The following is a 24,463-nucleotide window of genomic DNA, read 5'->3' as shown; positions in this document are numbered from 1 at the left end:
AAGCGGCCATCCTGAACGTTACCCTGCCAGTTGATGAACCACCACCCACATTGGACCCTGTCCAACGGCGTAGCGGCCTACCGGCTTCAGTAATCCCTGTGGCGGGGTAATGTTATACACCTCAATGTGGTGCGACTTCTGCCCTGCCGCCACCAGGTACTGACCCGTATGATCGATATTGAACCCGCGCGGCTGGGTTTCCGTAGGCTGGAACCCTTCCCGCGTCAGAACGGCGCCGTCTTCGCTGATGCTGAACACCGTTAACATGCTGCTGGTGCGATCGCAGGCATACAGGAAACGGCCATCTGGCGTCAGATGAATATCCGCAGCCCAGCGGGTACCGGTAAAATCTGGCGGCATGATATCCAGCGTTTGCACCGACTCGACCTTGCCATGCGCATTGTTCAGCGCCCAGACCTCGACCGTGCTGTTGAGCTCATTGACGCTGTAGGCGTACTGTCCGTTGGCATGAAACGCCATGTGCCGCGGCCCGGCCCCTTCCGCCGTCGTGACCTGCTCTTGTGCATGCGGGGTTAACTGACCGTCAGCGCCAAGATCAAACAGGCAGATGCGATCCTGCTTCAGCGCAGGTACGTACAGCGTGCGATCGGCATTGTCGATATTGGCGGAGTGGCATCCCGCCAGACCGTTAATCACCTGGCTCGGTGCCTGTGGCACGCCGTCCTCGCCTATTGGGCTGATACTGACGCACGCATCGTTATAGGAACCACAAAACAGGAACCGGCCAGCATGGTCGGTGGAGATATGGGTCGGGCTTCCCGGCAGCGGTGCCTGTCCGGCTTCGGTCAGCGTGCCGTCCGGGGCGATGCGAAACGCCAGTACGCGGAAGTCGGGACGCACGCCTACATACAAGAAATCTTTTTTCGGACTCACCACCATAGGCTGAACCTGACCCGCAACGTCCGTAACCTGTAGTAGCGTCAAGGTGCCATCTTCATTCAACTGCCAGACATGGATTTGTTGACTCTCAGGACTGGCGGTGTAGACAACTTGCTTCATGTATTCTCCTTTTTCGCTGACTCATGTTGTTCTGCAGGTCACTGTAGCGCGTTTTTTTCTGTCTCGCTGGAATGATTTGTGCCCTGATTTTTGTTTCCGTACCCTGGTCGGGTGTAGACTTGCTGCTCTGCTAACCCATTCCGATGAGAGGATTAATGAGCTATCGTGTAATCGCCCTCGACCTTGACGGCACGCTGTTGACCCCGACGAAAACCATTCTGCCACAATCCGTGGAAGCGATTACGCAAGCGCGCAAGGCTGGCGTCAAGGTGATTATCGTGACCGGACGTCACCACTGCGCCATTCATCCTTTCTATCAGGCCTTAAATCTGGATACGCCCGCCATCTGCTGTAATGGCACCTATCTGTATGACTATCCGGCCAAAAGAGTGCTGGCTTCTGACCCGCTGGATGCGCAGGTTGCGCTACGCGTGATTGAGATGCTGGACGAACATCAGATTCACGGCCTGCTGTATGTGGACGATGCGATGCTGTATCAAACCCCGACCGGTCATGTGATTCGCACGCTGAAGTGGAGTGAATCGCTCCCGCCGCACCAGCGCCCCGTATTTACGCAGGTGGACAGCCTGGCGCAGGCCGCCAAAGAGGCGCAGTCGATCTGGAAGTTTGCGCTTTCCCACGATAACACCGCAGAACTGCAGCAGTTTGCCCAGCGCGCAGAAGCCGAACTGGGGCTGGCCTGCGAGTGGTCATGGCACGATCAGGTTGACGTTGCGCGCGGCGGCAACAGCAAAGGGAAGCGCCTGGCGCAGTGGGTCGAATCTGTGGGGCTGACGATGGATGACGTGATTGCGTTTGGCGATAACTACAACGACCTGAGCATGCTGGAAAATGTCGGGCTGGGCGTGGCAATGGGCAATGCGGACGACGTCATCAAGTCGCGGGTAAAAATGGTGACTGGCACCAACCTTGAAACCGGTATCGCCGACACGCTTTATCAGCACGTCCTGTCATGATGTCTGACCCGGTGGGACAACATGCCACCGGGCACCTCAGGTCGTGACCGACACGCTTTTAATCTGCGCATACAGCCACTGTTGGGGCCGGATATTAAGCTCGTCGCGCGCCCAGGGCGAGATACGCGCCCACAGCTCACTGATGCCAATACGCAGCTTCACTTCAACCTGATCGCCTACCTCAATAAGCTCGACGACCTGCGCAGGCAGCACATTTCGGATGGAGCTGTTTTGCGCGGGTTGCAGCGTCAGTGAAACATCCGCCGAGGCAATGCGTATCCGCAACGGCGATTTGACCGGCAAATTGACCCGGCTTACCCAGATATGTTGATCGCCCAGAGACAGCGCCGACATAGGATAGTCCGGATGATGCTCCAGTACCTGCACCCGCAGCACGCTGGTCAGATCGCTTGCGGGCAGCCATGGCCGCATCGCGTTGCTGCTCCAGACACGTTCAAGGGGACCAAAGGCTTTTACCTTTCCCTCATCCAGCACCAGCACGTTATCCGCCAGCTGCAGTATCTCCTCCAGGCTATGGGAAACATACAACACGGGAATATCGACCTGCTTCGCCAGCGTCTGCAGGTAAGGCATCAGCTCACGCTTACGCGGCAAATCCAGTGACGCCAGCGGCTCATCCATGAGCAGGATGTCGGGTGCGCTGAGCAAGGCGCGTCCGATGGCAACGCGCTGCTTTTCTCCGCCCGAGAGCGACAGCGGGAAACGGTTCAGTAAGGGGTTAAGGCCTAATAACGCCACCAGCGAACCGAACTGGCTTTTCATACTGGCCGAGAGGCCGTAGCGTAAATTGCCCCGCACGCTGTAGTGCGGAAACAGCCGTGCGTCCTGAAAAACATAACCAATGTTGCGCTTTTCCGGCGGCAAGGCGACCTGCTGTTCTGCATCGAACAGTATCCGGTCATTAAGCTGAATGCGTCCACGCTGGGGCCGGGTTAAGCCGCCGATGGCATTAATCAATGAGGTCTTGCCCGCACCGGATACGCCGAATATCGCGGTGATGCCAGTGGCGGGAATCGTCACGTCAATCTCAAGCTGGTGCTCGCCCAGCCGTTGAGCAAAGTTAAGCGTCAGCATCAGGAGCCCATCCGTTTCCGGCCCCACTGCGCCAGCCATTCAGAAATCAGTAACGAGGCCAGCGCCAGAACGATCGCGATCACGCACAGACGTGCGGCGGCGCCTTCGGCACCCGGTGTTTCAATCAGCGTATACATGGCCAGGGGAATCGTGCGGGTTTCGCCAGGAATGTTAGACACAAAGGTGATAGTGGCACCAAACTCGCCAAGGGAACGGGCAAAGGCCAGCACCGTACCGACGATGATACCGGGCAGGGTTAAGGGCAGCGTAATGGTAAAAAAAACCCGCCAGCGCCCGGCACCTAACGTCCGCGCCGCCTGCTCCAGCCGGATATCCACCGCCTCCAGCGCCAGACGAATGGCCCGCACCATGAGTGGAAAGGCAATCACCGCCGAGGCCAGCGCCGCTCCACGCCAGCTGAACGCGAAGCTAAAGCCAAACCAGTCATACAGTTTTTCACCGATGATACCGCGTCGGCCCAGACCTATCAGCAACAGATAACCCACCACCACCGGTGGCAGCACCAGGGGTAAGTGGATCACACTGTCGAGGATGGCTTTGCCGGGGAAGCGGCAACGTACCAGCACCCATGCCATCAGGATACCGAATGGCAGACTGCACAGCACGGCTATGCCTGACACCTGCAGACTGAGCATGACCGCCTGCCATTCAACATCGCTGAGTATCATTTTTTAGGCGTGAATCCGTATTGTTTGAACACTGCGGCCGCTTCCGGCCCTTTCAGGTAGTTATAGAAAGCCTTAACGGCCGCGTTGTCGCGATCTTTAACAATCGCCACAGGATATTCGACCGGTTTGTGACTGTCTTCCGGAAAGGTGCCCACCACCTGGACTTTTTTACTGGCCACGGCATCTGAGCCGTAAACAATGCCGTACGGGGTTTCATTACGCTCGACCAGTGCCAGTGCGGCACGCACATTATTGGCGCGCGCCAGTGCCGGGGACAGGGAAGACCAGGCACCCAGTTTCTGCAGCGCCTCTTTGGCATAGATGCCGGCCGGTACATGATCAGGGTCGCCCACGGCCAGGCGTTCACCTTTCAGCAGGCTTTTCCAGTTGGTGTTATCGTTAATCGTCACCGGCTTGGCACCGTCGCTGCGCGGTGCAATCAGCACCAAATCATTACCCAGCAGCGTATAACGGGTGGTGTCGATCATACTTTTTTTGGCAACGGCATCGTCCATCCACTGCTGATCGGCTGAGATAAACAGATCGGCTGGCGCGCCCTGCTCAATCTGACGCGCCAGCACAGAAGAAGAGGCAAAAGATGACACCACCTCCGTGCCGTGTTCTTTTTTGTACTGTGCGGCTATCTCTTCCAGCGCATTGGTTAATGAGGCGGCGGCAAAAACAGTCACTTTTTCGGCGGCCAGCGCCTGGCTGCTCAGGGAAACCGTCAATACTGCCGCCATACTCAAACGATAAAATGCGAAACGCATGATTTCTCTCCAGTGATCGTTATATACAGGATAATACAACGCATTATCTGCCAGCAGGACCAAATTAGCAAAAACGGAGAGGAGACGTGATGCGGGGTAAAAACCACAACGTCCGCGCTGAGGCGGACGTTGCAGGAGAATTAATGCTGAGAGCGGGTCTTGTTATCGTCGCGGCGACCCGTTTTAGAGATGAGGTTGAACACTTCACCCAGGCCGTAAATCAGGCCTAACATGATTGCCATAACCACAGGTACCATGATCACCGCCACGGCGAGGCTTTTAATAAGTTCCAGCATGGAAAGTCCCACTTTGCGTATAAAGATGGGATTGTAACGGCTCAGTAAAATTTTGCGCAGTCCTTTTCGTGCTTTTACTTTGAGACGGAAAGCTCGCTATCATCTGCCCGATAACGCGATTCACTCTTTGCCGGAGCCACCATGCAAGCCGAACTCACCCTTCATATCCGCCTGCAGCAAAAACTGTTTGCCGATCCACGCCGCATTGAACTGCTAAAACGCGTGCAGCAAACCGGTTCGATCAGCCAGGGGGCGAAACTGGCGGGCATCAGTTACAAGAGCGCCTGGGATGCCATCAACGAGATGAACCAACTGGCTGAACAGGAAATCGTGGCGCGCGCAACCGGCGGAAAAGGCGGCGGTGGCGCGCAGTTAACCCGCTATGGCGAGCGCCTGGTACAGCTGTTTGGTTTGATGGAAAAGATTCAGCAACATGCCTTTGATGCTTTGCAGCAGGACAGCCTGCCGCTGGACAGCCTGCTGGCCGCTATTGCCCGCGCCTCGTTGCAAACCAGCGCGCGTAATCAACTGTTTGGCACGGTAACAGACAACGACGCACAGCACGTTGTGCAGCACCTGACCATTCTGCTCGCCGACGGCCTAACCCGGCTCAAGGTCGCCCTCACCGAGCGCAGTGCGGAACGCCTGCAGCTCAAGAGCGGTAAAGAGGTGCTGGTGCTGATCAAAGCCCCCTGGATCAGCCTTCATACTCAACCCACTCAGGCGGAGAATCAGCTTGCCGCCACGATAAGCGCTATCGAGCGTGGCGAGCAGGTCAGTGAAGTCCTGATGCGCCTGCCAGGCGGTGAAACGCTGTGCGCCACGCTGGATAACAGTGAAATCGAACGGCGGCAGTGGCAGCCCGGCAACGCCGTGATCGCCAGCTTCAGCGCCAGCCATGCCATCGTCGCGTCGTTGCGTTGATGTGTTATCCTGGTTTGACTTCATCCGATGCAGTGGCTAAAACAACGGTTAACGCTGCAAAAAATGGAACGAATCATGGCTTCATTGCAAATTTCGCAAGGCATATTTCATCTTAATGATACCCGGGTGCTGTCTCTGGCCGATGTTCATCTGCAACGCGGTGAACGCTGGGCCTTTGTTGGGGCCAACGGCAGCGGCAAATCGTCGCTGGCCCGCGCCCTGTCAGGTGAGCTACTACCGCTGTCAGGTGAGGTTACGCGTGATTTCCAGCGTCCCAGCCGCCTGTCTCTGGAGCAACTTCAACAGCTGGTCGCCGATGAATGGCAACGAAATAATACCGATCTGCTGAGTGAGGGTGAGGATGACACCGGCCGTACCACGGCTGAAATCATTCAGGATGAGGTCAAAGACAGGACGCGCTGTGAACACCTGGCGGCGCAGTTTGGTATCACCGGCCTGCTTAACCGCCGTTTTAAATACCTGTCAACGGGTGAAACGCGTAAAACGTTGCTGTGCCAGGCGTTAATGAAGCAGCCTGACCTGCTGATCCTGGATGAGCCTTTTGACGGTCTGGATGTGGATTCACGCGCCAACCTGACAGCCACCCTGAATAACCTGCAGCAGGCAGATTTTACCCTGGTGCTGGTGCTTAACCGCTTTGACGATATTCCGGATTATGTTGACCAGGTTGGCGTGCTGGCCGAATGCAGCCTGACGCACGTTGGGCCGCGCGAAGCGATTCTGGCGCAGGCGCTGGTCGCACAGCTGGCACGCAGTGAGCAGTTGGACGGGATGGCACTGCCAGAGGCCGATGTCGCGGATGCGCTTCCCCAGCTGGCCGATAATGCGCCACGGGTCATCCTGCATAACGGCGTGGTGTCCTATAACGACCAGCGCATCATTGACGGGCTTAACTGGCAGGTTAATGCTGGTGAACACTGGCATATTATTGGGCCAAACGGCGCGGGCAAATCGACATTGCTCAGCCTGGTCACCGGCGATCATCCGCAGGGCTACAGCAACGATTTAACCCTGTTCGGCCTTCGCCGCGGCAGTGGGGAAACTATCTGGGATATCAAACAACATATTGGCTATGTCAGCAGCAGCCTGCATCTTGATTACCGGGTGAGCGCCAACGTGCGCACCGTGATTTTATCCGGCTTTTTTGACTCTATTGGGCTTTATCAGGCCGTCTCCGATCGACAAATGGCCCTGGCGCGTCAGTGGCTGGCGCTGCTGGGGATGGATTCAGCGATGGGCGATATGCCCTTCCACGGTTTATCCTGGGGACAACAGCGGCTGGTGTTAATCGCCCGGGCGCTGGTTAAACATCCTACCCTGTTAATACTTGATGAACCATTACAGGGATTGGATCCGCTTAATCGTCAGTTAGTGCGACGTTTTGTCGATATCTTAATTGGTGAAGGACGAACCCAGTTGCTGTTCGTGTCCCACCATGCGGAAGATGCTCCCCAATGTATTACTCACCGGCTGCATTTTGTGGCGCAGCCTGAAGGCGGTTATCGCTACCGGCAGGACAGCGTTTGACCTTATCAACGCCGTCACCCCGGCGTTGTTTCCCCTATAATGTAAGCGTTACCATTTAAACCCACTTTTTATGTGCGCAATGTGCCAATTCGCCTTTAAATAAGAATATTCAGCTTGTGTAAACGATACCACTTATCCAGACTGGATCACGTTTTCAACGCGGCTGATGTGCTACGTTTTATCGATGCCTTTTTTATTTTGACGCTGACCAGGATGCAACATGGAAAAATTTAACCCGGCCGATCATCCCCATCGCCGTTACAATCCCCTGACTGACCAGTGGATTTTGGTTTCTCCTCATCGTGCCAAACGTCCCTGGCAGGGTGCCCAGGAAACGCCTGCGGTGAATACGCTGCCGTCGCACGATGCTGACTGTTTTCTGTGTGCGGGCAACACGCGCGTTACAGGTGATGTGAATCCTGATTATCAAGGCACCTACGTTTTTACCAATGACTTCGCGGCCTTGATGACGGATACGCCAGACGCGCCAGAAAGTGATGACATGTTGATGCGCTGCGAAAGCGCGCGCGGTACCAGCCGTGTCATCTGCTTTTCGCCCGATCACAGTAAAACGCTGCCAGAAATGTCCCTGAGCGCACTGAAAGAAGTCGTCCGCACCTGGCAACAACAAACGGCAGAACTGGGTCAGCACTACCCGTGGGTACAGGTCTTTGAGAACAAGGGCGCCGCCATGGGCTGCTCCAATCCCCATCCACATGGACAAGTCTGGGCCAACAGCTTTCTGCCTAATGAAGCCCAGCGTGAAGACGATCTTCAGCGCCGCTACTTTGCCCAAAAGGGCTCGCCGATGCTGATGGATTACAGCGCGCGTGAACAGCAGGATGGCAGCCGTACCGTGGTAGAAACGGACCACTGGCTGGCCGTGGTGCCGTGGTGGGCAGCCTGGCCGTTTGAAACCCTGCTGTTGCCAAAAACCCATGTTAAGCGCCTGACCGATTTGACCGATGCGCAGCGTGACGATCTGGCTAACGCCATCAAGCGCCTGACCAGCCGTTACGACAATCTTTTTCAGTGCTCCTTCCCCTACTCCATGGGCTGGCACGGCGCGCCGTTCAACGGTGAAGACAATGAACACTGGCAGTTGCACGCCCACTTTTATCCCCCGCTGCTGCGTTCAGCAACGGTGCGCAAATTTATGGTCGGCTACGAGATGCTGGCTGAAACCCAACGCGATTTAACCGCAGAACAGGCAGCAGAACGCCTGCGTTCCGTGAGCGATATTCATTTCCGTGAGGCACAACAATGAGCTTAAAAACCATCACGCAGCAGGTTTTTACTGAAACCTTTGGCTATGCGCCAACCCACGCGATTCAGGCCCCAGGCCGCGTCAATTTGATTGGCGAGCACACCGATTACAACGACGGTTTCGTGCTGCCTTGTGCCATCGATTACCAAACGGTTATCGCCTGTGCGAAGCGTGACGACCGCCAGGTTCGTGTCGTCGCCGTCGATTACGATCAGGCGCAGGACACCTTTGCGCTGGATGCGCCGATTACCAGCGTAAAAGAACCCATGTGGGCGAACTATGTTCGCGGCGTCGTGAAGCATTTACAGCAACGCGCGCCGGATTTTAGCGGTGTCGATATGGTGATCAGTGGCAACGTGCCACAGGGTGCGGGCCTCAGCTCTTCTGCCTCGCTGGAAGTCGCTGTCGGGACGGTTTTCCAGCAGCTGTTTAACCTGGCGCTGGACGGTGCGGCGATTGCGGTGAACGGTCAGGAAGCTGAAAACCAGTTCGTGGGCTGTAACTGCGGCATCATGGATCAGCTGATTTCCGCGCTGGGTCAAAAAGATCATGCCATGCTGCTGGATTGCCGGACGCTCGGCACCCGGCCGGTTTCTATGCCGGACGATATTGCCGTGGTTATCATTAACTCCAACTTCCGCCGGAGCCTGGTGGGCAGCGAATACAATGTCCGCCGTGAGCAGTGTGAAACCGGCGCGCGCTTCTTTAACAAAAAGGCGCTACGGGATGTTGAACTCGCTGAGTTTAACGCCGCGGAATCTCAGTTAGATCCCCAGGTCGCTAAGCGCGTACGTCATGTCATCACCGAAAATGCCCGTACGCTGGAGGCCGCCGAGGCGCTCTCTCGTGGTGATTTAGCGCGCATGGGCGAACTGATGGCCGAATCTCACGCATCAATGCGTGATGACTTTGAAATTACCGTGCCACCGGTCGATACGCTGGTCGAGATTGTTAAAGCCGAGATCGGCGATCGTGGCGGTGTCCGTATGACCGGCGGCGGTTTTGGCGGTTGTATTGTTGCTTTGATGCCGCTTGAGCTGGTGGATCAGGTGCAGGCCGCCGTCGCCAGCCAGTATGAAGCCAAAACGGGCATCAAGGAGACCTTCTACGTTTGTAAAGCATCAGAAGGAGCAGGCCAATGTTAAGCGATGTCAATTCCCATGCGCCGGACGGTCAGCCGTGGCGCATCACCGTGCTGCGCAATGCCAATGGCATGATTGCCACCTTTATGGACTGGGGCGCGACCTGGTTATCGGCGCGGGTGCCGTTGCAGGATGGTCACGTACGTGAAGCATTGCTTGGCTGCGCAACGCCTTCCGATTACCTGCATCAGGATGCTTATCTGGGTGCCACGGTAGGCCGTTATGCTAACCGTATCGCCAGCGCAAAACTGACTAAAACAGGCCGGCAGTTGGCCGCGAATCAGGGCGACCACCAGCTACACGGTGGTCCTGAGGGGTTTGATAAACGCCGCTGGCAAATCGTCAGCCAGTCAGAAAGTGAAGTGCATTATCGACTCGACTCGCCCGATGGCGATCAGGGCTATCCCGGCAATCTTATTGCTGATTTACGCTATGTCCTGGACGACAATAATTGCCTGTCGATTCACTATCAGGCGAAGTGCGATCAGCCCTGCCCGGTCAATCTGACCAATCATGCTTACTTTAATCTTGACGCGCATCATGGCGATGCACGTCAGCATCGATTACAACTGCACGCCGATCGTTACCTGCCCGTGGATAGCGAGGGGATTCCCAACGGACCACTTAAGGCGGTGGACGGCACCAGTTTCGATTTCCGTCAGGCCAAAAGCATTGAGCAGGATTTTCTTGCCGATGACGACCAGAAGGCGGTCAAAGGCTATGACCATGCTTTCCTGCTCAACAGCGCAGGCGATGACAGTCAGCCTGCTGCTGAGTTGTGGTCGCAGGACGGTAAACTGCAGTTAAGCGTCACCACCTCGGCGCCGGCATTGCAGTTCTACAGCGGTAACTATTTGGCCGGTACGCGCGCCCGGGAGCAGGAACGCTATACTGCGTTTCAGGGGATCGCGCTGGAGAGTGAATTTTTACCGGATTCGCCTAATCATCCCGAGTGGCCACAGGATGATTGCTGGTTACAGCCGGGAGATCGTTGGGAATCCGTCACGCGCTATCGCTTTACGCCACGCTGAGCAACCGGGTGAAAAACGCGCAGTGCGTCACAGACAGACTTACGCAGTGCGCTGTTTTCCGCTATGGTAGAACGCAATTGGTCAGCCAACGGGCTGGCGACAGCAGGTTTCCATTATCTCAGAAACATCAAGTATTAAGGAGTTAAGCTATGGCTGTAACTAAGCTGGTTCTGGTGCGACACGGCGAAAGCCAGTGGAACAACGAAAACCGCTTCACCGGATGGTATGATGTAGACCTTTCTGACAAGGGCCGTACCGAAGCTAAAGCAGCCGGACAGCTGCTGAAGAAAGAAGGTTTCGTGTTTGATTTCGCGTACACCTCAGTGCTGAAACGCGCCATTCACACCCTGTGGAATGTGCTGGATGAGCTGGATCAGGCCTGGCTGCCCGTTGAGAAATCCTGGCGTCTGAATGAACGTCACTATGGCGCGTTGCAGGGTCTGGATAAAGCAGAAACCGCCGCCAAATACGGCGACGAGCAGGTAAAACAGTGGCGCCGTGGCTTCGCGGTAACCCCGCCAGAGCTGGATCGTAGCGATGAGCGTTTCCCTGGACACGACCCGCGTTATGCTTCGCTGAAGCCTGAGCAGTTGCCGACCACCGAAAGTCTGGCCCTGACCATCGAACGCGTCATTCCTTACTGGAACGAATCCATTCTGCCGCGTATCAAAAGCGGTGAGAAAGTGATTGTTGCTGCACACGGCAACTCACTGCGTGCCCTGGTGAAATACCTGGACAACCTGAGCGAAGATGAGATTCTTGAACTCAATATTCCGACCGGCGTACCGCTGGTTTATGAGTTCGATGAAAACTTCAAACCGATCAAACGCTACTACCTGGGTGATGCTGACGAGATCGCAGCTAAAGCCGCAGCCGTGGCGAATCAGGGTAAAGCGAAGTAAGTTTTGCTTCTCTGTAAAAAGGGCCAGACACTGTCTGGCCCTTTTTTATTGCGCCCTGTTAACCGCGACGCTGTTTGACCGCATCGGCCAGTTGACGCAGCACCTTCTCGGTATCGTCCCAGCCAATACAGGCATCCGTCACGCTCTTGCCGTATACCAGTGGTTCGCCGCTTTCCAGGCTCTGATTCCCTTCAACCAGATGGCTTTCAATCATCACGCCGATAATGCCGCGCTCGCCATTGATCATCTGTTGCGCCACATCATCTGCCACCAGCATCTGTTTCTGAAACTGCTTGCTGCTGTTGGCATGGCTGAAGTCGATCATCACCTGCTGCGGTAAACCGGCTTTTTCCAGACCGGCTTTAACTGCACTGACGTGCGCGGCGCTGTAGTTCGGTTCTTTACCACCACGCAGAATAATATGGCAGTCGCCGTTGCCGCGGGTTTCCACGATCGCAGAGTGCCCGTATTTGGTGACTGACAAGAAACAGTGCGGTGAACTGGCGGAGTTAATGGCATCAATCGCCACTTTGATGGTGCCGTCCGTGCCGTTTTTAAACCCGACCGGGCAGGAAAGACCAGAAGCCAGTTCGCGGTGAACCTGTGATTCAGTGGTGCGCGCGCCGATCGCGCCCCAGCTCATCAGATCGGCAACGTACTGCGGCGTGATCATGTCCAGAAACTCGCCAGCGGCAGGCAGACCAGAATCGTTAATCTCTACCAACAGCTTACGCGCCAGACGCAGGCCGTCGTTCAACTGGAAGGAACCATCCATATAAGGATCGTTGATTAGCCCTTTCCAGCCGACGGTGGTACGCGGTTTTTCGAAGTAAACGCGCATCACGACTTCCAGTTCACCCTTAAGCTGTTCCCGCAGGGTTAACAGACGCGCAGCATAGTCTTGTGCGGCTTCGGTATCATGAATGGAGCAAGGCCCAATCACCACCAGCAGACGATCGTCTTCCCCTTTCAGAATCTGGTGAATCGCCTGGCGAGCCTGCGAGACGGTCTGCGCTGCGCGGTCAGTTGCAGGGAATTTTTCCAGTAAGGCTACGGGTGGCAGGAGTTCTTTGATCTCTTTAATGCGTAAATCATCGTTCTGGTAATTCATACTCATTCCATATAATTTCTGGCCCGGCGCCCGCCGGACACAACCCAGCCAATGTAGCCCGAAGCGCACAGGGTGTAAATTCCTGATGAACGTATAATGTATGCGTGAAATTTGCATAAATGGGTTATGCGTCTAGACTTTTAAAGGTAACCACTGAGGAACGGTGGCTTACTTTTATTAATACCTGTCTTTAAGCTAACCAGCGAAATTTTATTTCGCTCAGGGCGCTTTTTCTCTGAACCAAACATCGCAGCGGGTTAGAGACAGCAAATATCATTTATTAACGGGAGCATAATGATGAATAAGTTTGCAATAATTTTTCTGACGGCAGCAATGACTCTGGGCAGTGGCGCAGCAATGGCTGCTAACGGAAACTCTAACCAGGCCGCCGCCGCAGGCGCAGTAGCTGGCGGTGCTAACGAGAACCTGCCACCGAACAAAGTTGATAACAGCAAAATTAATAACACAGGCACCGAGAAATCGTCTCCGACCGCTGACAGCATGTCCAGCAGCAAACATATGACGGCTGACGAGATTGATAAGAATAGCCAGTGTAAAGACGGTAAATGCCCTGATATGAACAAAAAAGTTCATACCAAAAAAGGTGGCGGTCACGTTAATACCAAAACCGACGGCACCACGCAGTAAGACCGGACGGTTGAGTTGATAAGGAGAGCCTGGCTCTCCTTTATTTTATCCTGCCGTAACTTCCGCTATGCTGAGCCTGTTAAATTAACAGGGAAATGTTCATGGCCTCACTGCTTCTGATTGACGATCATCCACTGGTTGAAGTAGCACTTGAAGCTGCGTTGGCTAAATCACCGATTCCCATGCAACTTTTTTCCGCCAGCAGCGAACAATCCGCCCGCCCTTTTCTGCAATTGCCACCCGATATTATCGTGCTGGATATCGGCTTACCCGATGGTGACGGGCTGGAGATCTTGCGCCGCCTGAAAATCCATTTACCCGACTGCCCGGTTCTGATTTATTCAGCCCAGCAAACCCGCCACTACGTCAGGCGAGCCCAGGCGCTGGGTGCCGCTGGCTATGTGGTGAAGAGCCAGCGCATGGAGCAGTTGCTGAGTGCGATTCTGGCGGTGCTCGGTGGACATGCCACCTTCCCCGACTGCCCCGATGAGCCGGAACTGCCGTTAACCAGTAAAGAACGTCAGATACTGGCTTTGCTGGCCAGTGGATTATCCAACCTGCAAATTGCCGAACGACTGCATATCAGTAACAAAACCGTCAGCACCCATAAAAAGAACATCCTGGAAAAGACCGGTGCCCACTCTGTGGTTGAGTTAGCCGATTTGTGGAAAGCACAGCAGTGATACGCTGGCTGCTGCTCCTGCTGCTCTTTACCTCGCTGGCCTACGGCGACGTGCGCCCGGTCAGCAGCATCAACTTGCCCATGATGATGCCGGTGAAAGGTGCCGAGCTGATGCAGGGCAAAGTGCTGCGAGTCGGTCTGCTGGAGGAGAATAACGCCCCCTGGACGATGCTGGTCGGTAAAGACCTTTATGGCATCGATGCCGATTACCTGGCGGCGCTGCATCAGTTAACCGGTGCGCAGTTCACGCTCCGTTTATATGCCACTCAGGCAGACTTATTGCGCGCCCTGCACGACGGACAGATTGATTTTGCGTTGGGAATGATAGCCCCGCCTTTACCCATGAATACGCTGGCCAGTGACAGCTGGTTTAGCAGTCCGTTGCGTATTTATCGTAACCAGCAGAACCAGCGTGCCGTGATGTTCAACAGTCATAATGCCCAACTGGCAATCAGCCAACTCACGCTGGCACAACTGCCACCGGCGCTGGCAGCCCGCCACCAGTGGCGCACCTACGGCAGCGATCTTCAGGCGCTCTATACGTTGCTGAATCAGCAGAACGATTATGTGGTGGCAGATGAAACCAGCGCCGGTTTCTTGCTAAGCCAGTTACAGCAGGGGCAAATTTATCAGATTGCCTCCGGTATCGATGCCGGACAGCTCAATCTGCGCGCCGTCGCACGCGATCCGGCGCTTATCGAGTGGCTGAATCAAAGCCTGCGCCAGCTTCCCGCCGAGCTGATGAGCACCCTGCAGGCGCGCTGGAGCAGCAATCTTCCCCGCTATCAGGACACGCAGACCCTGATGCTCAGCGCCAGCGAGCGCGAGTGGATGACGAACCACCCGATCGTTGCCTACGCGGCTGAAGCGGATAATTATCCCTGGAGTTACCGGGACAGTAACGGCACTGCCCGCGGCTACGGGATCGACCTGCTTAATGCCATTGCCCAAAGCACAGGATTACGTTTTACCCCGCGCTGGGTCAGTAACCCTCAGCAGGCTGCCAGCCTGCTGGCTCAACATCAGGTTATGTTGCAACTGATGCAGCCGCTTAACGGCGAAACCCAAAGCACCAGCCTGCCCGTCTGGCGCGCGCTGTGGGGCATTTATATCCGCCAGCCAGCTGGCTGGTCGCACTGGAGCGATGTGACGGGCAAGCGCATAGGTATTCTGCAGGATGACCTGGCGCAACGCCTTATCCCTGAGAATATGCAGGTTCAACGTTATGTTGACCGAAACAGCCTGTACGATGCGCTGGCAGCCGGTCAGATTGACGCCTTAGTCGATAACGTGCTGTCCGCGCGCTGGCGGATTGCCAGTCGTAACGATCCGCAGATTCATCTGGCCTTTGCCGCCAGCGATATTGCCTGGCCCATTGCGGTTGGCATCGCATCCGATCAACCTGTACTGCGTTCACTGCTGGATCGCGCGTTGCAGCAGATCCCCGTCGAGACACAAAACCAGATGCGCGATCGCTGGTCAATGCCACCTCAGCCTGGCAGCGTTACCGCCATGCGCGTCCTGCCGGTAGCCGTTCTGGTGGCGGCCGGTGTTGCCATTGTTATTTTGCTGCTGCTGCTTGCCCGACGTTACTGGCAGCAGCGGCGCGATCGCCAACAGCGTGAGCAGGCCGAACGCGCCAACGCCATGAAAAGCCAGTTTTTAGCCACGGTCAGTCACGAGCTGCGCACGCCCATGCAGGCGATACTGGGCTTGCTGGAGCTGGAAAAACAGCAGCGATCCAGTGAAAATCTGCAGCTTCTGCACCGTAGCGCGCAGTCACTGATGACGCTGCTTAACGATCTTCAAGATCACGCCCGTATTGAAAATAACAGCTTTACCCTGTCGCCGCGTCCGCTGGCGCTGGCCCCCTGGCTGGCGCAGCAGCGCCATTTTTATCATCCGTTGATGCGCCCGGACGGTCCGCGTCTGCAGGTTGAAGCCCTCACGCCACTGCCTGACGCGGTGATGATGGATGCCGATCGCCTGCAGCAGGTGGTGAACAATCTCATCACCAACGCATTTAAATTTACCCGTCAGGGCCTGATTCGTCTGACGCTATCGGCCACGGACATGCTGCAGCTAACCGTCAGCGACAACGGCAGCGGAATCCCGCTGGAGGAGCAGCCTAAACTGTTCGATCCCTGGTATCAGGCACCCTCAGGTAAAACCGTATCGGTCCAGGGCAGCGGTTTAGGGTTGTTCATTTGTCGGGAGATGGTGCAACGCATGGGTGGCGATATTTCCCTGCATTCTGTGCCTGGCAAAGGCACGGAGGTGACCATCACCCTGCCGCTGATCCCCTGCGATCGGCTTCCGGATAGCGATCCAACTGCCCTGCCGGGCTTTCCTGGCCTGCGCGTGGCGGTGGTAGACGATCATCCTACGAACCTGATCGTGATGGAGCAGCAGCTTGCCCGCTTCGCGATTCAGGCGGATTGTTTTGAACAGGGTCGCGACCTGCTGCTGGCCGATGCGCAGCGCCCTTACGACCTGCTGTTTATCGATCAGATGATGCCACGCCCTGATGGCACGCTCCTGTTGCGCCTGTTACGTCGTCGCCAGCGTCAGCGCGGCGGCGTGCAGTTACGGGTGCTGTGTTCAGCCGATGCCCAGTTACTTAACGTGCAGTTGGGTGAGCATGAACGCGTGCTGATTAAACCGGTGCAGCTACAGGATATCGGCGAGGTGCTGACGGCCTTTCATGACGATCCATTGGCATCACTGGATGACAACCTGTGGCAGCTGGCGCAGCAAAACGAGAAATTTCTTAACCGCCTGGGCAAAACGTTACGTGATACCCTGGAGAAGGACCTGGCACAACTGCACGCCGCACATCAGGCAGGTGACGCTATGCAGTTAGCCGAGTCAGCACACCGTATGAAAGGAAGCTGGCTTTTGATAGGTATTGAAGAAGGGGCAACGCTTTGTCAGCAGCTGTCGGACAAGGCGAAGCAACATCAGGCTCTCTCCGCTGAGTGGCAATTGCTGATATCATTGACCGACAGGTTATTACTCAAACTGGAAACATATGGCACACACGCACTCTCATAGCGGTCAGGACACCAACCGTAAGCGCCTGATGGCGGCCTTTGCCGTGACGGCCATCTTTATGGTGGCAGAAGTCATTGGCGGCTGGATTTCTGGCTCGCTGGCCCTTCTGGCCGACGCCGGTCATATGCTGACCGATGCCGCTGCGCTGCTGATGGCCTTACTGGCAGTCCAGTTCGCTAAACGCAAACCCAGCGATCGTCATACTTTTGGTCTGCTGCGGCTCACGACGTTGGCAGCCTTTGTTAACGCCATTGCCCTGATCCTGATCACCCTGCTGATCGTCTGGGAGGCCATTGAGCGCTTTTCCCATCCGCAGCCAATCACCGGTGGCCTGATGCTGGGCATCGCCATTGGCGGTTTGCTGGCTAATATTCTCTCGTTTTGGCTGCTGCATCACGGCAGTGAAGAGAAGAACCTGAACGTGAGGGCGGCAGCCTTACATGTGATGGGCGACCTGCTGGGTTCGGTTGGTGCCATCATTGCCGCGGTGATCATTCTGCTCACGAACTGGACGCCCGCTGACCCCATTTTATCGATTCTGGTGTCACTGCTGATACTGCGTAACGCCTGGGCATTGCTGCGGGAAAGTTTTCACGAGCTGCTGGAAGGCGCACCTGATTCACTGGACGTGAATCAGCTCAGACGCGATCTGAAGCGTCAAATCGCCGAAGTGCGCGATGTTCATCATGTGCACGTCTGGCAGGTAGGTGAGAAGCCGGTATTAACGCTGCACGTGCAGGTTATCCCGCCACGGGATCATGACGGCCTGCTGCGCCGCATTCACACTTACCTGCACGACCATTATCAGATTGAACATGCGACGGTACAGATGGAGTTTCAGCCCTGTGTCGGACCGGATTGCGCACTGAACACGCCGGTGATTGAGGGTGCTCACCACCATCACGAGCACGGTGAGCACGCGCATCATCACTGAGCAGACAGCGCACGAGAACCCTGTTTTCGTGCGCTGATTATCCACATCCTTGAGCCGTTCAGCGCAATCAACGTCAAAATGGCATATTCCAGCGCCATGGCGTAAACCCCCTGGCGGGCAAAAATCATCACGCTAATCACGTTGATAATCACCCACAGCAGCCAGTTCTCCACGTACTTTCGTGTCATCAGCACCATGGCCACAATTGACAGCACCATCAGGCAGGAATCCCAGAACGGAAACGCATCCGGCTGCAGTGTCGGCATGGCCACGGCAAAGCCCGCCGCGTTCATAATGGCGACCGTAATTCGGGTAAGAAATGCAAATACCGGGTCGATATACACCGTCATTAAGGCCACCGCGATGACGCAGCCAACAGCCCAGCCGATGGCTTTTGTCCGCGGCAGCCAGCGTATGGTTAACGCCGCCTGATTGTCAGATGTTTGTCGACTCCAGGCGTACCAGCCATAGACATTGGCCGCGAAGAAGAACAGCTGTAGCAGCAGGCTGGCGTAGAGTTGGATCTGAAAAAAGATCACCGCAAACAGCGTGACGTTGATCAGACCAAAGGCGTAGTTAACAATCTTTTCCAGGCTGGCCAGCCAGATGCACAGCAGGCCAGCGAGCGTTCCGACGGCTTCGATCCATGACAGATCGTACCCCGTGGCGCCAAGAGGGATGTGAACCAAAATATTCTGCGTGCTAAAAAAATCCATATGAGGCACCTGTTAACGACGCGCGTTACGCGTTTCCTTTCACGTTATGTTTAAGATCTGCTGCAAAGGATAGCATACGGTTAAGCGGCACCAGCGCGGCTTCCCGCAGGGCCGCCTCCACCTGAATCTCATGAGCCTGACCACCCGACTCCAGCGCATCGGCGATGGCTTTCAGGCCGTTCATCGCCATCCAGGGGCAGTGCGCACAGCTGCGGCAGGTGGCGCCCTCACCGGCTGTTGGCGCTTCCAGCAATATTTTGTCGGGCACCGCCTGCTGCATCTTATAAAAAATGCCGCGATCGGTGGCGACGATCATCTGGGGATGGGGCAAGGTTTTAGCGGCCTGAATCAGCTGGCTGGTTGAGCCAACCGCATCGGCCAGATCCACGATGGCCTGGGGCGACTCGGGATGAACCAATACCGCTGCATCGGGATACAGCGCTTTCATCCGCTGGAGCGCCTGGGTTTTGAACTCGTCATGGACAATACAGGCGCCCTGCCAGCATAAAACATCGGCGCCGCTTTTCTGGGTGACGTAGCGCCCCAGATGCCGATCGGGTGCCCAGATAATTTTTTCCCCCAGGCTATCCAGATGTTCTATCAATTCCACGGCAATGCTGGAGGTGACCACCCAGTCGGCGCGCGCTTTTACCGCCGCCGAGGTATTGGCATACACCACCACCGTACGATCGGGATGGGCATCACAAAAAGCGTTAAATTCGTCAATCGGGCAACCCAGATCAAGCGAGCACTCGGCTTCCAGCGTGGGCATCAGTACCGTTTTTTCCGGGCTGAGGATTTTGGCCGTTTCCCCCATAAACCGCACCCCGGCCACCAGCAGCGTACTGGCGGTGTGATGGCTGCCAAAACGCGCCATTTCGAGCGAGTCAGAGACACAGCCGCCGGTTTCTTCTGCCAGGGCCTGAATCTCCGGATCGGTGTAGTAATGCGCTACCATCACGGCATTGCGGGCTTTCAGCAACGCTTTGATTTTTTCCCGATAAAAGGTTTTTTGCTCGTCGTTCAGCCGGGCAGGCTTGGGCGGAAAAGGATAAACCGCGCTTTCAGGATCGAAGATTGTACTCATGACACCGCTCTCGTTCTGTAAAATTAACGAAAATCGCCATTTATGGCTTAACAGGACGTAAATACTGCCATCGTGTTTTATATGCTAAACACGATAGCGGAAAAGCGGCAGAGTGTCGTGTTTTATTTCGCGGTCATGTTGAAGAGAGCCCCACCAGGCCCGGCTGTGGTGCTTCCAGCTGGAGTAAAAACGCTTTTACCGCCAGCCCGCCTGCAAAGCCGGTCAGTTTGCCGTTCGTTCCAATGACACGATGACAGGGCGCGACAATTGACAACGGGTTTCGACCGTTAGCTGCCCCCACCGCGCGCACCGCGGCAGGATGACCAATCTGCTCGGCAATTTGCCGATAGCTGCGCGTTTCGCCAAAAGGAATGTTCAGTAATGCCTGCCACACTTTTATCTGGAATGCCGTGCCGGCGAAATCCAGTGGTAACGTAAAGCGCTGGCGCGTCCCTGCAAAATATTCGCGCAACTGGGTTTCCGTTTCCTGAAGCACCGGATGGTTATCGTCCCGCTCTACGGGCGATAAGCGAGGATGCCTGCGTACTTCGTCTTGCCACAAAATAGCCGCCAGGCCACGATCGCTGGCAATCAGTGTCAGCTCTCCCACCGGGGTTGTTACAGGTTTGCAGTAATACATGCGATTCCTCCCATCACAATTCTGTCTGGCATTATCGCATTTTTTTAGCGCTAAACTGGCTGTTTTCGGTCATTACAATAAACTGATGTGCTGTCCGAAAACAGCCAGTCAATCCTTTCTGCCAGCGCTACGCTGTCGCTATTTGCCGGAGAGAAACCATGTTTGATCCAGATACGGCTTACCAGGCGCTAACGTCGCGGGATACGCGTTTTGACGGCGTATTTTTTGTTGGCGTAACCTCAACCGGCATTTACTGTCGCCCGATATGTCCGGTTAAGCCGCCGATGAAAAAAAACTGTCTGTTCTTCAGCAGCGCGGAAGCCGCGGAGAAAGCCCGTTTTCGCCCCTGCCTGCGCTGTCGTCCTGAGCTGGCACCGGGCAATGCGCCCGTAGACAATGCGCACAGAGTGGCCGATCGCCTGGTGCAGCGCATCGAAGAAGGTTTGCTGGAAGAGCATACAGGGCTGGACGATATCGCCACCGAGTTTGGCATCAGCGCACGTCAACTGCGCCGGATTGTGCACCAGGAGCTGGGCGTTACCCCGCTGGAGCTTAAACAGACACGTCGCATGTTACTGGCTAAACAGCTGCTGACCGAAACCACCCTGGCGGTGACCGATATTGCCTATGCCAGCGGTTTTGGCAGTTTGCGGCGCTTTAATGACGTGTTCCAGGCCCGCTATCGTATGACGCCGGGTGCTTTGCGTAAAACGGCTGCGCAGTCCGTTCAGCAGCCTGGCGATACCATGCAGTTACAGCTCAGCTATCGTCCGCCTTACGACTGGCAGGCGATGCTGGATTTTTTGCAGTTACGGTTGATGAAAGAGATCGAGAGCGTTGAGGGGCAAACCTATCGCCGGACCGTCGTGCTGGGTCAATATCGTGGCTGGGTCAGCGTGTCGAACCTTCCGGCTAAGCAGGCGCTCAAGGTCGAGTTCACCCCGTCTCTGACGCCCGTGCTGCCAGCGCTACTGCGCCGCCTGCGCGATCTTTTTGACCTGAACGCCCAGCCACAACGCATTGCTGCCCACCTGCAGCAGGACCCACTGCTGGCACAAAGCCTTCATGATTTTCCCGGCCTGCGCGTGCCCGGTGCGTTCGACAGCGTTGAAATGGGCGTTCGCGCCATTCTGGGCCAGCAGGTCACCGTTAAAGCAGCGACAACCCTCAGCAGCCGGTTTGCCCAGGCGTTTGGTGAGCCTTGCTCGACGCCTTTCGCGGACCTGTCTCGCTACTCTGCCCAACCGCAGCGCATTGCGCAGGCGACGGTCGATGAGATTGCCAGCCTTGGCATTGTCAGCGCACGCGCCAGAGCGATTCTGGCCTTCGCTGACGCCTGTGTCGCGGGCAGCTTACGGTTTAACGCCACGCTCACGCCTGATGACATCATGGCGCGTCTGGTGGCACTTCCGGGCATTGGTCCCTGGACGGCCCATTATATCGCCATGCGCGCTCTGCGCTGGCCGGATGCGTTTCCAAAAGAAGATATCGCCATACGGAATAACCTGGGTGGCCTGACGCCCAAGGCCGCAGAAGCGCGTTCACAGCAATGGCGTCCCTGGCGCAGCTATGCTGTGATGCATATCTGGAAAAGCCTGTGATGATCGCGCAACAATTTTGCGATTACGCATAATCAGAAAAATAACCGCATCCTCACTAAACTCCTGCGCCGGGCAACCGATAACCAATTTGGCTTAACATCGTTGACATGGGCAGGAGGCAGCAGTCATGGCGTTGCGGTTAGAAAATACAAAAATAGCGCATAAACTCAGTTTGGGATTTGGACTCGTTTTATTGTTAGTCGTGGGATCGGGCAGTATTAGCGTATTACGCTTTAAGAACATCCACGACGTTTATGAACAGAGCAACGTGATTTACGACATCAACATCGATGTATTCCAGGCAAAAATAAACCGGCTGAAACTGCTGTATGGGGATGAAAAAGCGGGAAAAGTCATGGCAGATTACATTGCTCATGCCTCTCTGCTCACCCAGGATGCTCAGCAGTACCCGTGGCAGCCGGAACAGCAAACCCAGCTTCAGGATATCGCCAGCCAACTCAGCCACTTTCAGAACAGTATCACCGCGATGACGCAAGCCATGCAGGCGCTGGCGGCAACGGGAAAACAGCTTGATCAACGCAACATGCAAAGCCAGTCAACACTGTATGAAGCGTTGATTAAGACCCAGGTGACTGATGCCAGCGTGCTGTTCCAGCAACTTCTTGCCATCAGCCAGTTACGCGACCAGCTTCAGTTACTCCGTTACGATCCCGCCAATGCTGCCGCGCTAGACGTGCAGCTTCAACAGCAATCCAACGCGATTCAGTCCAGCATCACGGCCTTGTTGCCGCAGTTGCCGCCAGAAGCACAGACGCAGCTGAACGCATTATGGAGCGCGACTCTCGACGTGAAGCAACTCAGTGAGCGTTATGCAGCGGGCTTTCGTGCCCTCAACGTGGCGGAGAGCGCGGTTAAAGCAGACGGCGATAAAAGCAGTGCCATTATCAAAAATATTCTGCAGCAGATGAAATCGCAAAACAGCAGCCTGACCAACGGCGCTATCAACCTGACGCTACTGACGGTGAGCATTGTGGTGCTGCTGGGCATCCTGATCGCCTGGCTGATTAGCCGCCAGATTACACATCCTGTGAGAAGAAACCTGATGCTGGCAGAGCGCATCGCCAGCGGTGATTTAAGTGCCACTATCACGCCTGGCGGCCGTGATGAGCTGGGCAAGCTGGCGGGGGCAATGGGGGCAATGAATCACCGTCTGCGGACGATTATTCAGGAAGTGCGCGACAGCGTCTTCACCGTATCCCAGGCGGCGAGCAGTATCAACAGCGACAATCACAACCTTTCTTCACGGACTGAGCAACAGGCCGCGGCCGTGGTGCAGACCGCTGCCAGTATGGAGCAGCTGACTGTTACCGTTAAGCACAACGCCGACAACGCCCGCCATGCCAGTCAGATAGCGGCTGAAGCCTCTCTGCAGGCTGAACAAGGCGGTGCCGCGGTCAGCGAAGTCGTGCAAACCATGGGCGACATCTCGGCCAGTTCAAAGAAAATTGCCGAAATCACCGCCGTCATTAACAGCATCGCGTTTCAGACCAACATCCTGGCGCTCAATGCGGCAGTTGAAGCGGCGCGTGCCGGTGAACAGGGACGCGGATTTGCGGTGGTGGCCAGTGAGGTACGCAATCTTTCGCAGCGAAGCGCTCAGGCAGCGAAAGACATTGAACGCCTGATCAGTGAGTCAGTCGGTCAGATTACCGAGGGCAACAATCGTGTGGCGCGTGCGGGTGAAAGAATGGGACAGGTGGTGAATGCCATTTCCCGCGTCAATCACATTGTCGGTGAGATCTCTTCTGCTTCTGACGAGCAAAGCCGCGGTATTGAGCAGATTGCCCGTGCAGTATCGGAGCTGGACAGTACCACGCAGCAAAATGCCACGCTGGTCTCCGCGTCTGCCCTGTCCGCTACGGCGTTGGAAGATCAGGCACTGCGGCTTGAAACGCTGTTAAAACAGTTCAATCTGGAGCCGGGTCAAGCGATACAGCGCTAAGCGACTCGCAGTAACACCACGATTACAGGCGCCCGTTGGGCGCTTTTTTTATGGCATTAACGGTGAGGTCGCCCACTGGGTAAGGCTGACGCATCAGCCTGAACCGCTGCGCGATTCAGTCGGACCTGCGGCAGGTTCTCATCCCGCACGTTTTACGCATAGCAAAAAGGCGCCTTTAGGGTAATGCCGATCATTTAAGGATCGGTTGACCGATCCAGTGGCAGGTGTAAAAAGGGTTCATGTTCATCATGGACCCTTTTTTATGGAACTTTCACAGGCTCTGGGCATCATTCATACCACCTCTCCCGAACGCGCCCGCTCGCTCTCTGATCTTATTCCCGCTGAGCTTATTCAGCAGGCCCTGAC

Annotated in this window: 22 protein-coding genes; 13 read left to right on the top strand and 9 right to left on the bottom strand. The window is 55.8% G+C overall.

Annotation, left to right across the window (positions count from 1 at the left end):
- Positions 1 to 18: 18 nt before the first annotated feature.
- Positions 19 to 1,020 carry a 6-phosphogluconolactonase gene (pgl, locus tag FBY13_RS20570; RefSeq protein ID WP_109717184.1) on the bottom strand — a complete coding sequence of 334 codons (1,002 nt, stop codon included), beginning with the start codon at positions 1,018 to 1,020 and terminating at the stop codon, positions 19 to 21.
- Positions 1,021 to 1,175: 155 nt separating this feature from the next.
- On the opposite strand from pgl, the gene FBY13_RS20565 reads away from it, so the two are divergent.
- Positions 1,176 to 1,997 carry a pyridoxal phosphatase gene (locus FBY13_RS20565; RefSeq protein ID WP_145395029.1) on the top strand — a complete coding sequence of 274 codons (822 nt, stop codon included), beginning with the start codon at positions 1,176 to 1,178 and terminating at the stop codon, positions 1,995 to 1,997.
- Positions 1,998 to 2,033: 36 nt separating this feature from the next.
- On the opposite strand, the gene modC is transcribed toward FBY13_RS20565, so the two are convergent.
- The 4 genes from modC to FBY13_RS20545 form a co-directional block, all read right to left on the bottom strand.
- Entirely contained in the window at positions 2,034 to 3,092 is a 1,059-nt protein-coding gene (gene modC, locus FBY13_RS20560) for a molybdenum ABC transporter ATP-binding protein ModC (protein ID WP_145395071.1), read from the bottom strand.
- A complete protein-coding gene (gene modB / locus FBY13_RS20555) occupies positions 3,092 to 3,781 on the bottom strand; it encodes a molybdate ABC transporter permease subunit (RefSeq protein WP_063878820.1) in 690 nt (229 codons plus the stop codon). The genes modC and modB overlap by 1 nt, the downstream gene beginning before the upstream one ends.
- Positions 3,778 to 4,551 carry a molybdate ABC transporter substrate-binding protein gene (modA, locus tag FBY13_RS20550; RefSeq protein ID WP_186440840.1) on the bottom strand — a complete coding sequence of 258 codons (774 nt, stop codon included), beginning with the start codon at positions 4,549 to 4,551 and terminating at the stop codon, positions 3,778 to 3,780. The genes modB and modA overlap by 4 nt, the downstream gene beginning before the upstream one ends.
- 140 nt (positions 4,552 to 4,691) lie before the next feature.
- Entirely contained in the window at positions 4,692 to 4,847 is a 156-nt protein-coding gene (locus FBY13_RS20545) for an AcrZ family multidrug efflux pump-associated protein (protein ID WP_074181002.1), read from the bottom strand.
- Positions 4,848 to 4,988: 141 nt separating this feature from the next.
- Between FBY13_RS20545 and modE the strand changes: the two genes are divergently transcribed.
- The 6 genes from modE (at position 4,989) to gpmA (ending at position 11,661) form a co-directional block, all read left to right on the top strand.
- Entirely contained in the window at positions 4,989 to 5,771 is a 783-nt protein-coding gene (gene modE, locus FBY13_RS20540; protein ID WP_145395027.1) for a molybdenum-dependent transcriptional regulator, read from the top strand.
- A 75-nt stretch (positions 5,772 to 5,846) separates the two neighbouring features.
- A complete protein-coding gene (gene modF, locus FBY13_RS20535; protein ID WP_145395026.1) occupies positions 5,847 to 7,319 on the top strand; it encodes a molybdate ABC transporter ATP-binding protein ModF in 1,473 nt (490 codons plus the stop codon).
- 220 nt (positions 7,320 to 7,539) lie between these two features.
- On the top strand, positions 7,540 to 8,586 hold the full coding sequence (galT, locus tag FBY13_RS20530; protein WP_145395025.1) for a galactose-1-phosphate uridylyltransferase: 1,047 nt from the start codon (positions 7,540 to 7,542) through the stop codon (positions 8,584 to 8,586).
- On the top strand, positions 8,583 to 9,731 hold the full coding sequence (gene galK / locus FBY13_RS20525) for a galactokinase (RefSeq protein ID WP_063878815.1): 1,149 nt from the start codon (positions 8,583 to 8,585) through the stop codon (positions 9,729 to 9,731). The genes galT and galK overlap by 4 nt, the downstream gene beginning before the upstream one ends.
- A complete protein-coding gene (gene galM, locus FBY13_RS20520) occupies positions 9,725 to 10,759 on the top strand; it encodes a galactose-1-epimerase (RefSeq protein ID WP_145395024.1) in 1,035 nt (344 codons plus the stop codon). The genes galK and galM overlap by 7 nt, the downstream gene beginning before the upstream one ends.
- 149 nt (positions 10,760 to 10,908) lie before the next feature.
- The gene (gene gpmA, locus FBY13_RS20515; protein ID WP_063878813.1) at positions 10,909 to 11,661 is read left to right on the top strand and encodes a 2,3-diphosphoglycerate-dependent phosphoglycerate mutase; all 753 of its coding nucleotides are present in this window, start codon (positions 10,909 to 10,911) and stop codon (positions 11,659 to 11,661) included.
- Between the two features lie 58 nt (positions 11,662 to 11,719).
- On the opposite strand, the gene aroG is transcribed toward gpmA, so the two are convergent.
- Entirely contained in the window at positions 11,720 to 12,772 is a 1,053-nt protein-coding gene (gene aroG, locus FBY13_RS20510) for a 3-deoxy-7-phosphoheptulonate synthase AroG (protein WP_109717179.1), read from the bottom strand.
- Between the two features lie 294 nt (positions 12,773 to 13,066).
- On the opposite strand from aroG, the gene FBY13_RS20505 reads away from it, so the two are divergent.
- The 4 genes from FBY13_RS20505 (at position 13,067) to zitB (ending at position 18,090) form a co-directional block, all read left to right on the top strand.
- Entirely contained in the window at positions 13,067 to 13,420 is a 354-nt protein-coding gene (locus FBY13_RS20505; protein WP_145395023.1) for a YbgS-like family protein, read from the top strand.
- Between the two features lie 101 nt (positions 13,421 to 13,521).
- Positions 13,522 to 14,103, top strand: coding sequence for a response regulator transcription factor (locus FBY13_RS20500; protein ID WP_109717178.1), 582 nt, complete (start codon positions 13,522 to 13,524; stop codon positions 14,101 to 14,103).
- The gene (locus FBY13_RS20495; RefSeq protein WP_145395022.1) at positions 14,085 to 17,156 is read left to right on the top strand and encodes an ATP-binding protein; all 3,072 of its coding nucleotides are present in this window, start codon (positions 14,085 to 14,087) and stop codon (positions 17,154 to 17,156) included. Before FBY13_RS20500 ends, FBY13_RS20495 begins: the two co-directional genes overlap by 19 nt.
- Positions 17,134 to 18,090 carry a CDF family zinc transporter ZitB gene (gene zitB, locus FBY13_RS20490; protein WP_109717176.1) on the top strand — a complete coding sequence of 319 codons (957 nt, stop codon included), beginning with the start codon at positions 17,134 to 17,136 and terminating at the stop codon, positions 18,088 to 18,090. Before FBY13_RS20495 ends, zitB begins: the two co-directional genes overlap by 23 nt.
- Here zitB and pnuC read toward each other — a convergent pair.
- From pnuC to FBY13_RS20475, 3 genes are all read right to left on the bottom strand, one after another.
- Positions 18,084 to 18,806 (bottom strand): nicotinamide riboside transporter PnuC, encoded by a 723-nt coding sequence (pnuC, locus tag FBY13_RS20485; protein ID WP_063878807.1) that lies wholly within the window; start codon positions 18,804 to 18,806, stop codon positions 18,084 to 18,086. The genes zitB and pnuC overlap by 7 nt on opposite strands.
- Before the next feature lie 25 nt (positions 18,807 to 18,831).
- A complete protein-coding gene (gene nadA / locus FBY13_RS20480) occupies positions 18,832 to 19,893 on the bottom strand; it encodes a quinolinate synthase NadA (RefSeq protein ID WP_145395021.1) in 1,062 nt (353 codons plus the stop codon).
- Positions 19,894 to 20,026: 133 nt separating this feature from the next.
- On the bottom strand, positions 20,027 to 20,533 hold the full coding sequence (locus tag FBY13_RS20475) for a methylated-DNA--[protein]-cysteine S-methyltransferase (RefSeq protein ID WP_096012134.1): 507 nt from the start codon (positions 20,531 to 20,533) through the stop codon (positions 20,027 to 20,029).
- A gap of 158 nt (positions 20,534 to 20,691) precedes the next feature.
- Between FBY13_RS20475 and FBY13_RS20470 the strand changes: the two genes are divergently transcribed.
- Both FBY13_RS20470 and FBY13_RS20465 read left to right on the top strand, forming a co-directional pair.
- Positions 20,692 to 22,134: an AlkA N-terminal domain-containing protein gene (locus tag FBY13_RS20470; protein WP_145395020.1), complete on the top strand. Its 1,443-nt coding sequence runs from the start codon at positions 20,692 to 20,694 to the stop codon at positions 22,132 to 22,134.
- 127 nt (positions 22,135 to 22,261) lie between these two features.
- Positions 22,262 to 24,097, top strand: coding sequence for a methyl-accepting chemotaxis protein (locus tag FBY13_RS20465; protein WP_145395019.1), 1,836 nt, complete (start codon positions 22,262 to 22,264; stop codon positions 24,095 to 24,097).
- Positions 24,098 to 24,463: the final 366 nt, after the last annotated feature.

It is taken from the genome of Pantoea sp. SJZ147, assembly GCF_007828605.1.
GTDB classification, from domain to species: domain Bacteria; phylum Pseudomonadota; class Gammaproteobacteria; order Enterobacterales; family Enterobacteriaceae; genus Pantoea; species Pantoea allii.
The sequence above is the reverse complement of the archived record's forward strand: the minus strand, read 5'-3'. Positions and strand labels throughout refer to the sequence as shown.

Coding starts and splice junctions, on each gene's coding strand:
- zitB (WP_109717176.1), top strand. CDS start 17,134: ATGGCACACACGCACTCTCATAGCGGTCAGGACACCAACCGTAAGCGC.
- FBY13_RS20465 (WP_145395019.1), top strand. CDS start 22,262: ATGGCGTTGCGGTTAGAAAATACAAAAATAGCGCATAAACTCAGTTTG.
- aroG (WP_109717179.1), bottom strand. CDS start 12,772: ATGAATTACCAGAACGATGATTTACGCATTAAAGAGATCAAAGAACTC.
- modA (WP_186440840.1), bottom strand. CDS start 4,551: ATGCGTTTCGCATTTTATCGTTTGAGTATGGCGGCAGTATTGACGGTT.
- FBY13_RS20475 (WP_096012134.1), bottom strand. CDS start 20,533: ATGTATTACTGCAAACCTGTAACAACCCCGGTGGGAGAGCTGACACTG.
- nadA (WP_145395021.1), bottom strand. CDS start 19,893: ATGAGTACAATCTTCGATCCTGAAAGCGCGGTTTATCCTTTTCCGCCC.
- modB (WP_063878820.1), bottom strand. CDS start 3,781: ATGATACTCAGCGATGTTGAATGGCAGGCGGTCATGCTCAGTCTGCAG.
- modE (WP_145395027.1), top strand. CDS start 4,989: ATGCAAGCCGAACTCACCCTTCATATCCGCCTGCAGCAAAAACTGTTT.
- FBY13_RS20500 (WP_109717178.1), top strand. CDS start 13,522: ATGGCCTCACTGCTTCTGATTGACGATCATCCACTGGTTGAAGTAGCA.
- FBY13_RS20470 (WP_145395020.1), top strand. CDS start 20,692: ATGTTTGATCCAGATACGGCTTACCAGGCGCTAACGTCGCGGGATACG.
- galK (WP_063878815.1), top strand. CDS start 8,583: ATGAGCTTAAAAACCATCACGCAGCAGGTTTTTACTGAAACCTTTGGC.
- modF (WP_145395026.1), top strand. CDS start 5,847: ATGGCTTCATTGCAAATTTCGCAAGGCATATTTCATCTTAATGATACC.
- pnuC (WP_063878807.1), bottom strand. CDS start 18,806: ATGGATTTTTTTAGCACGCAGAATATTTTGGTTCACATCCCTCTTGGC.
- galM (WP_145395024.1), top strand. CDS start 9,725: ATGTTAAGCGATGTCAATTCCCATGCGCCGGACGGTCAGCCGTGGCGC.
- pgl (WP_109717184.1), bottom strand. CDS start 1,020: ATGAAGCAAGTTGTCTACACCGCCAGTCCTGAGAGTCAACAAATCCAT.
- galT (WP_145395025.1), top strand. CDS start 7,540: ATGGAAAAATTTAACCCGGCCGATCATCCCCATCGCCGTTACAATCCC.
- gpmA (WP_063878813.1), top strand. CDS start 10,909: ATGGCTGTAACTAAGCTGGTTCTGGTGCGACACGGCGAAAGCCAGTGG.
- FBY13_RS20565 (WP_145395029.1), top strand. CDS start 1,176: ATGAGCTATCGTGTAATCGCCCTCGACCTTGACGGCACGCTGTTGACC.
- FBY13_RS20545 (WP_074181002.1), bottom strand. CDS start 4,847: ATGCTGGAACTTATTAAAAGCCTCGCCGTGGCGGTGATCATGGTACCT.
- FBY13_RS20505 (WP_145395023.1), top strand. CDS start 13,067: ATGATGAATAAGTTTGCAATAATTTTTCTGACGGCAGCAATGACTCTG.
- modC (WP_145395071.1), bottom strand. CDS start 3,092: ATGCTGACGCTTAACTTTGCTCAACGGCTGGGCGAGCACCAGCTTGAG.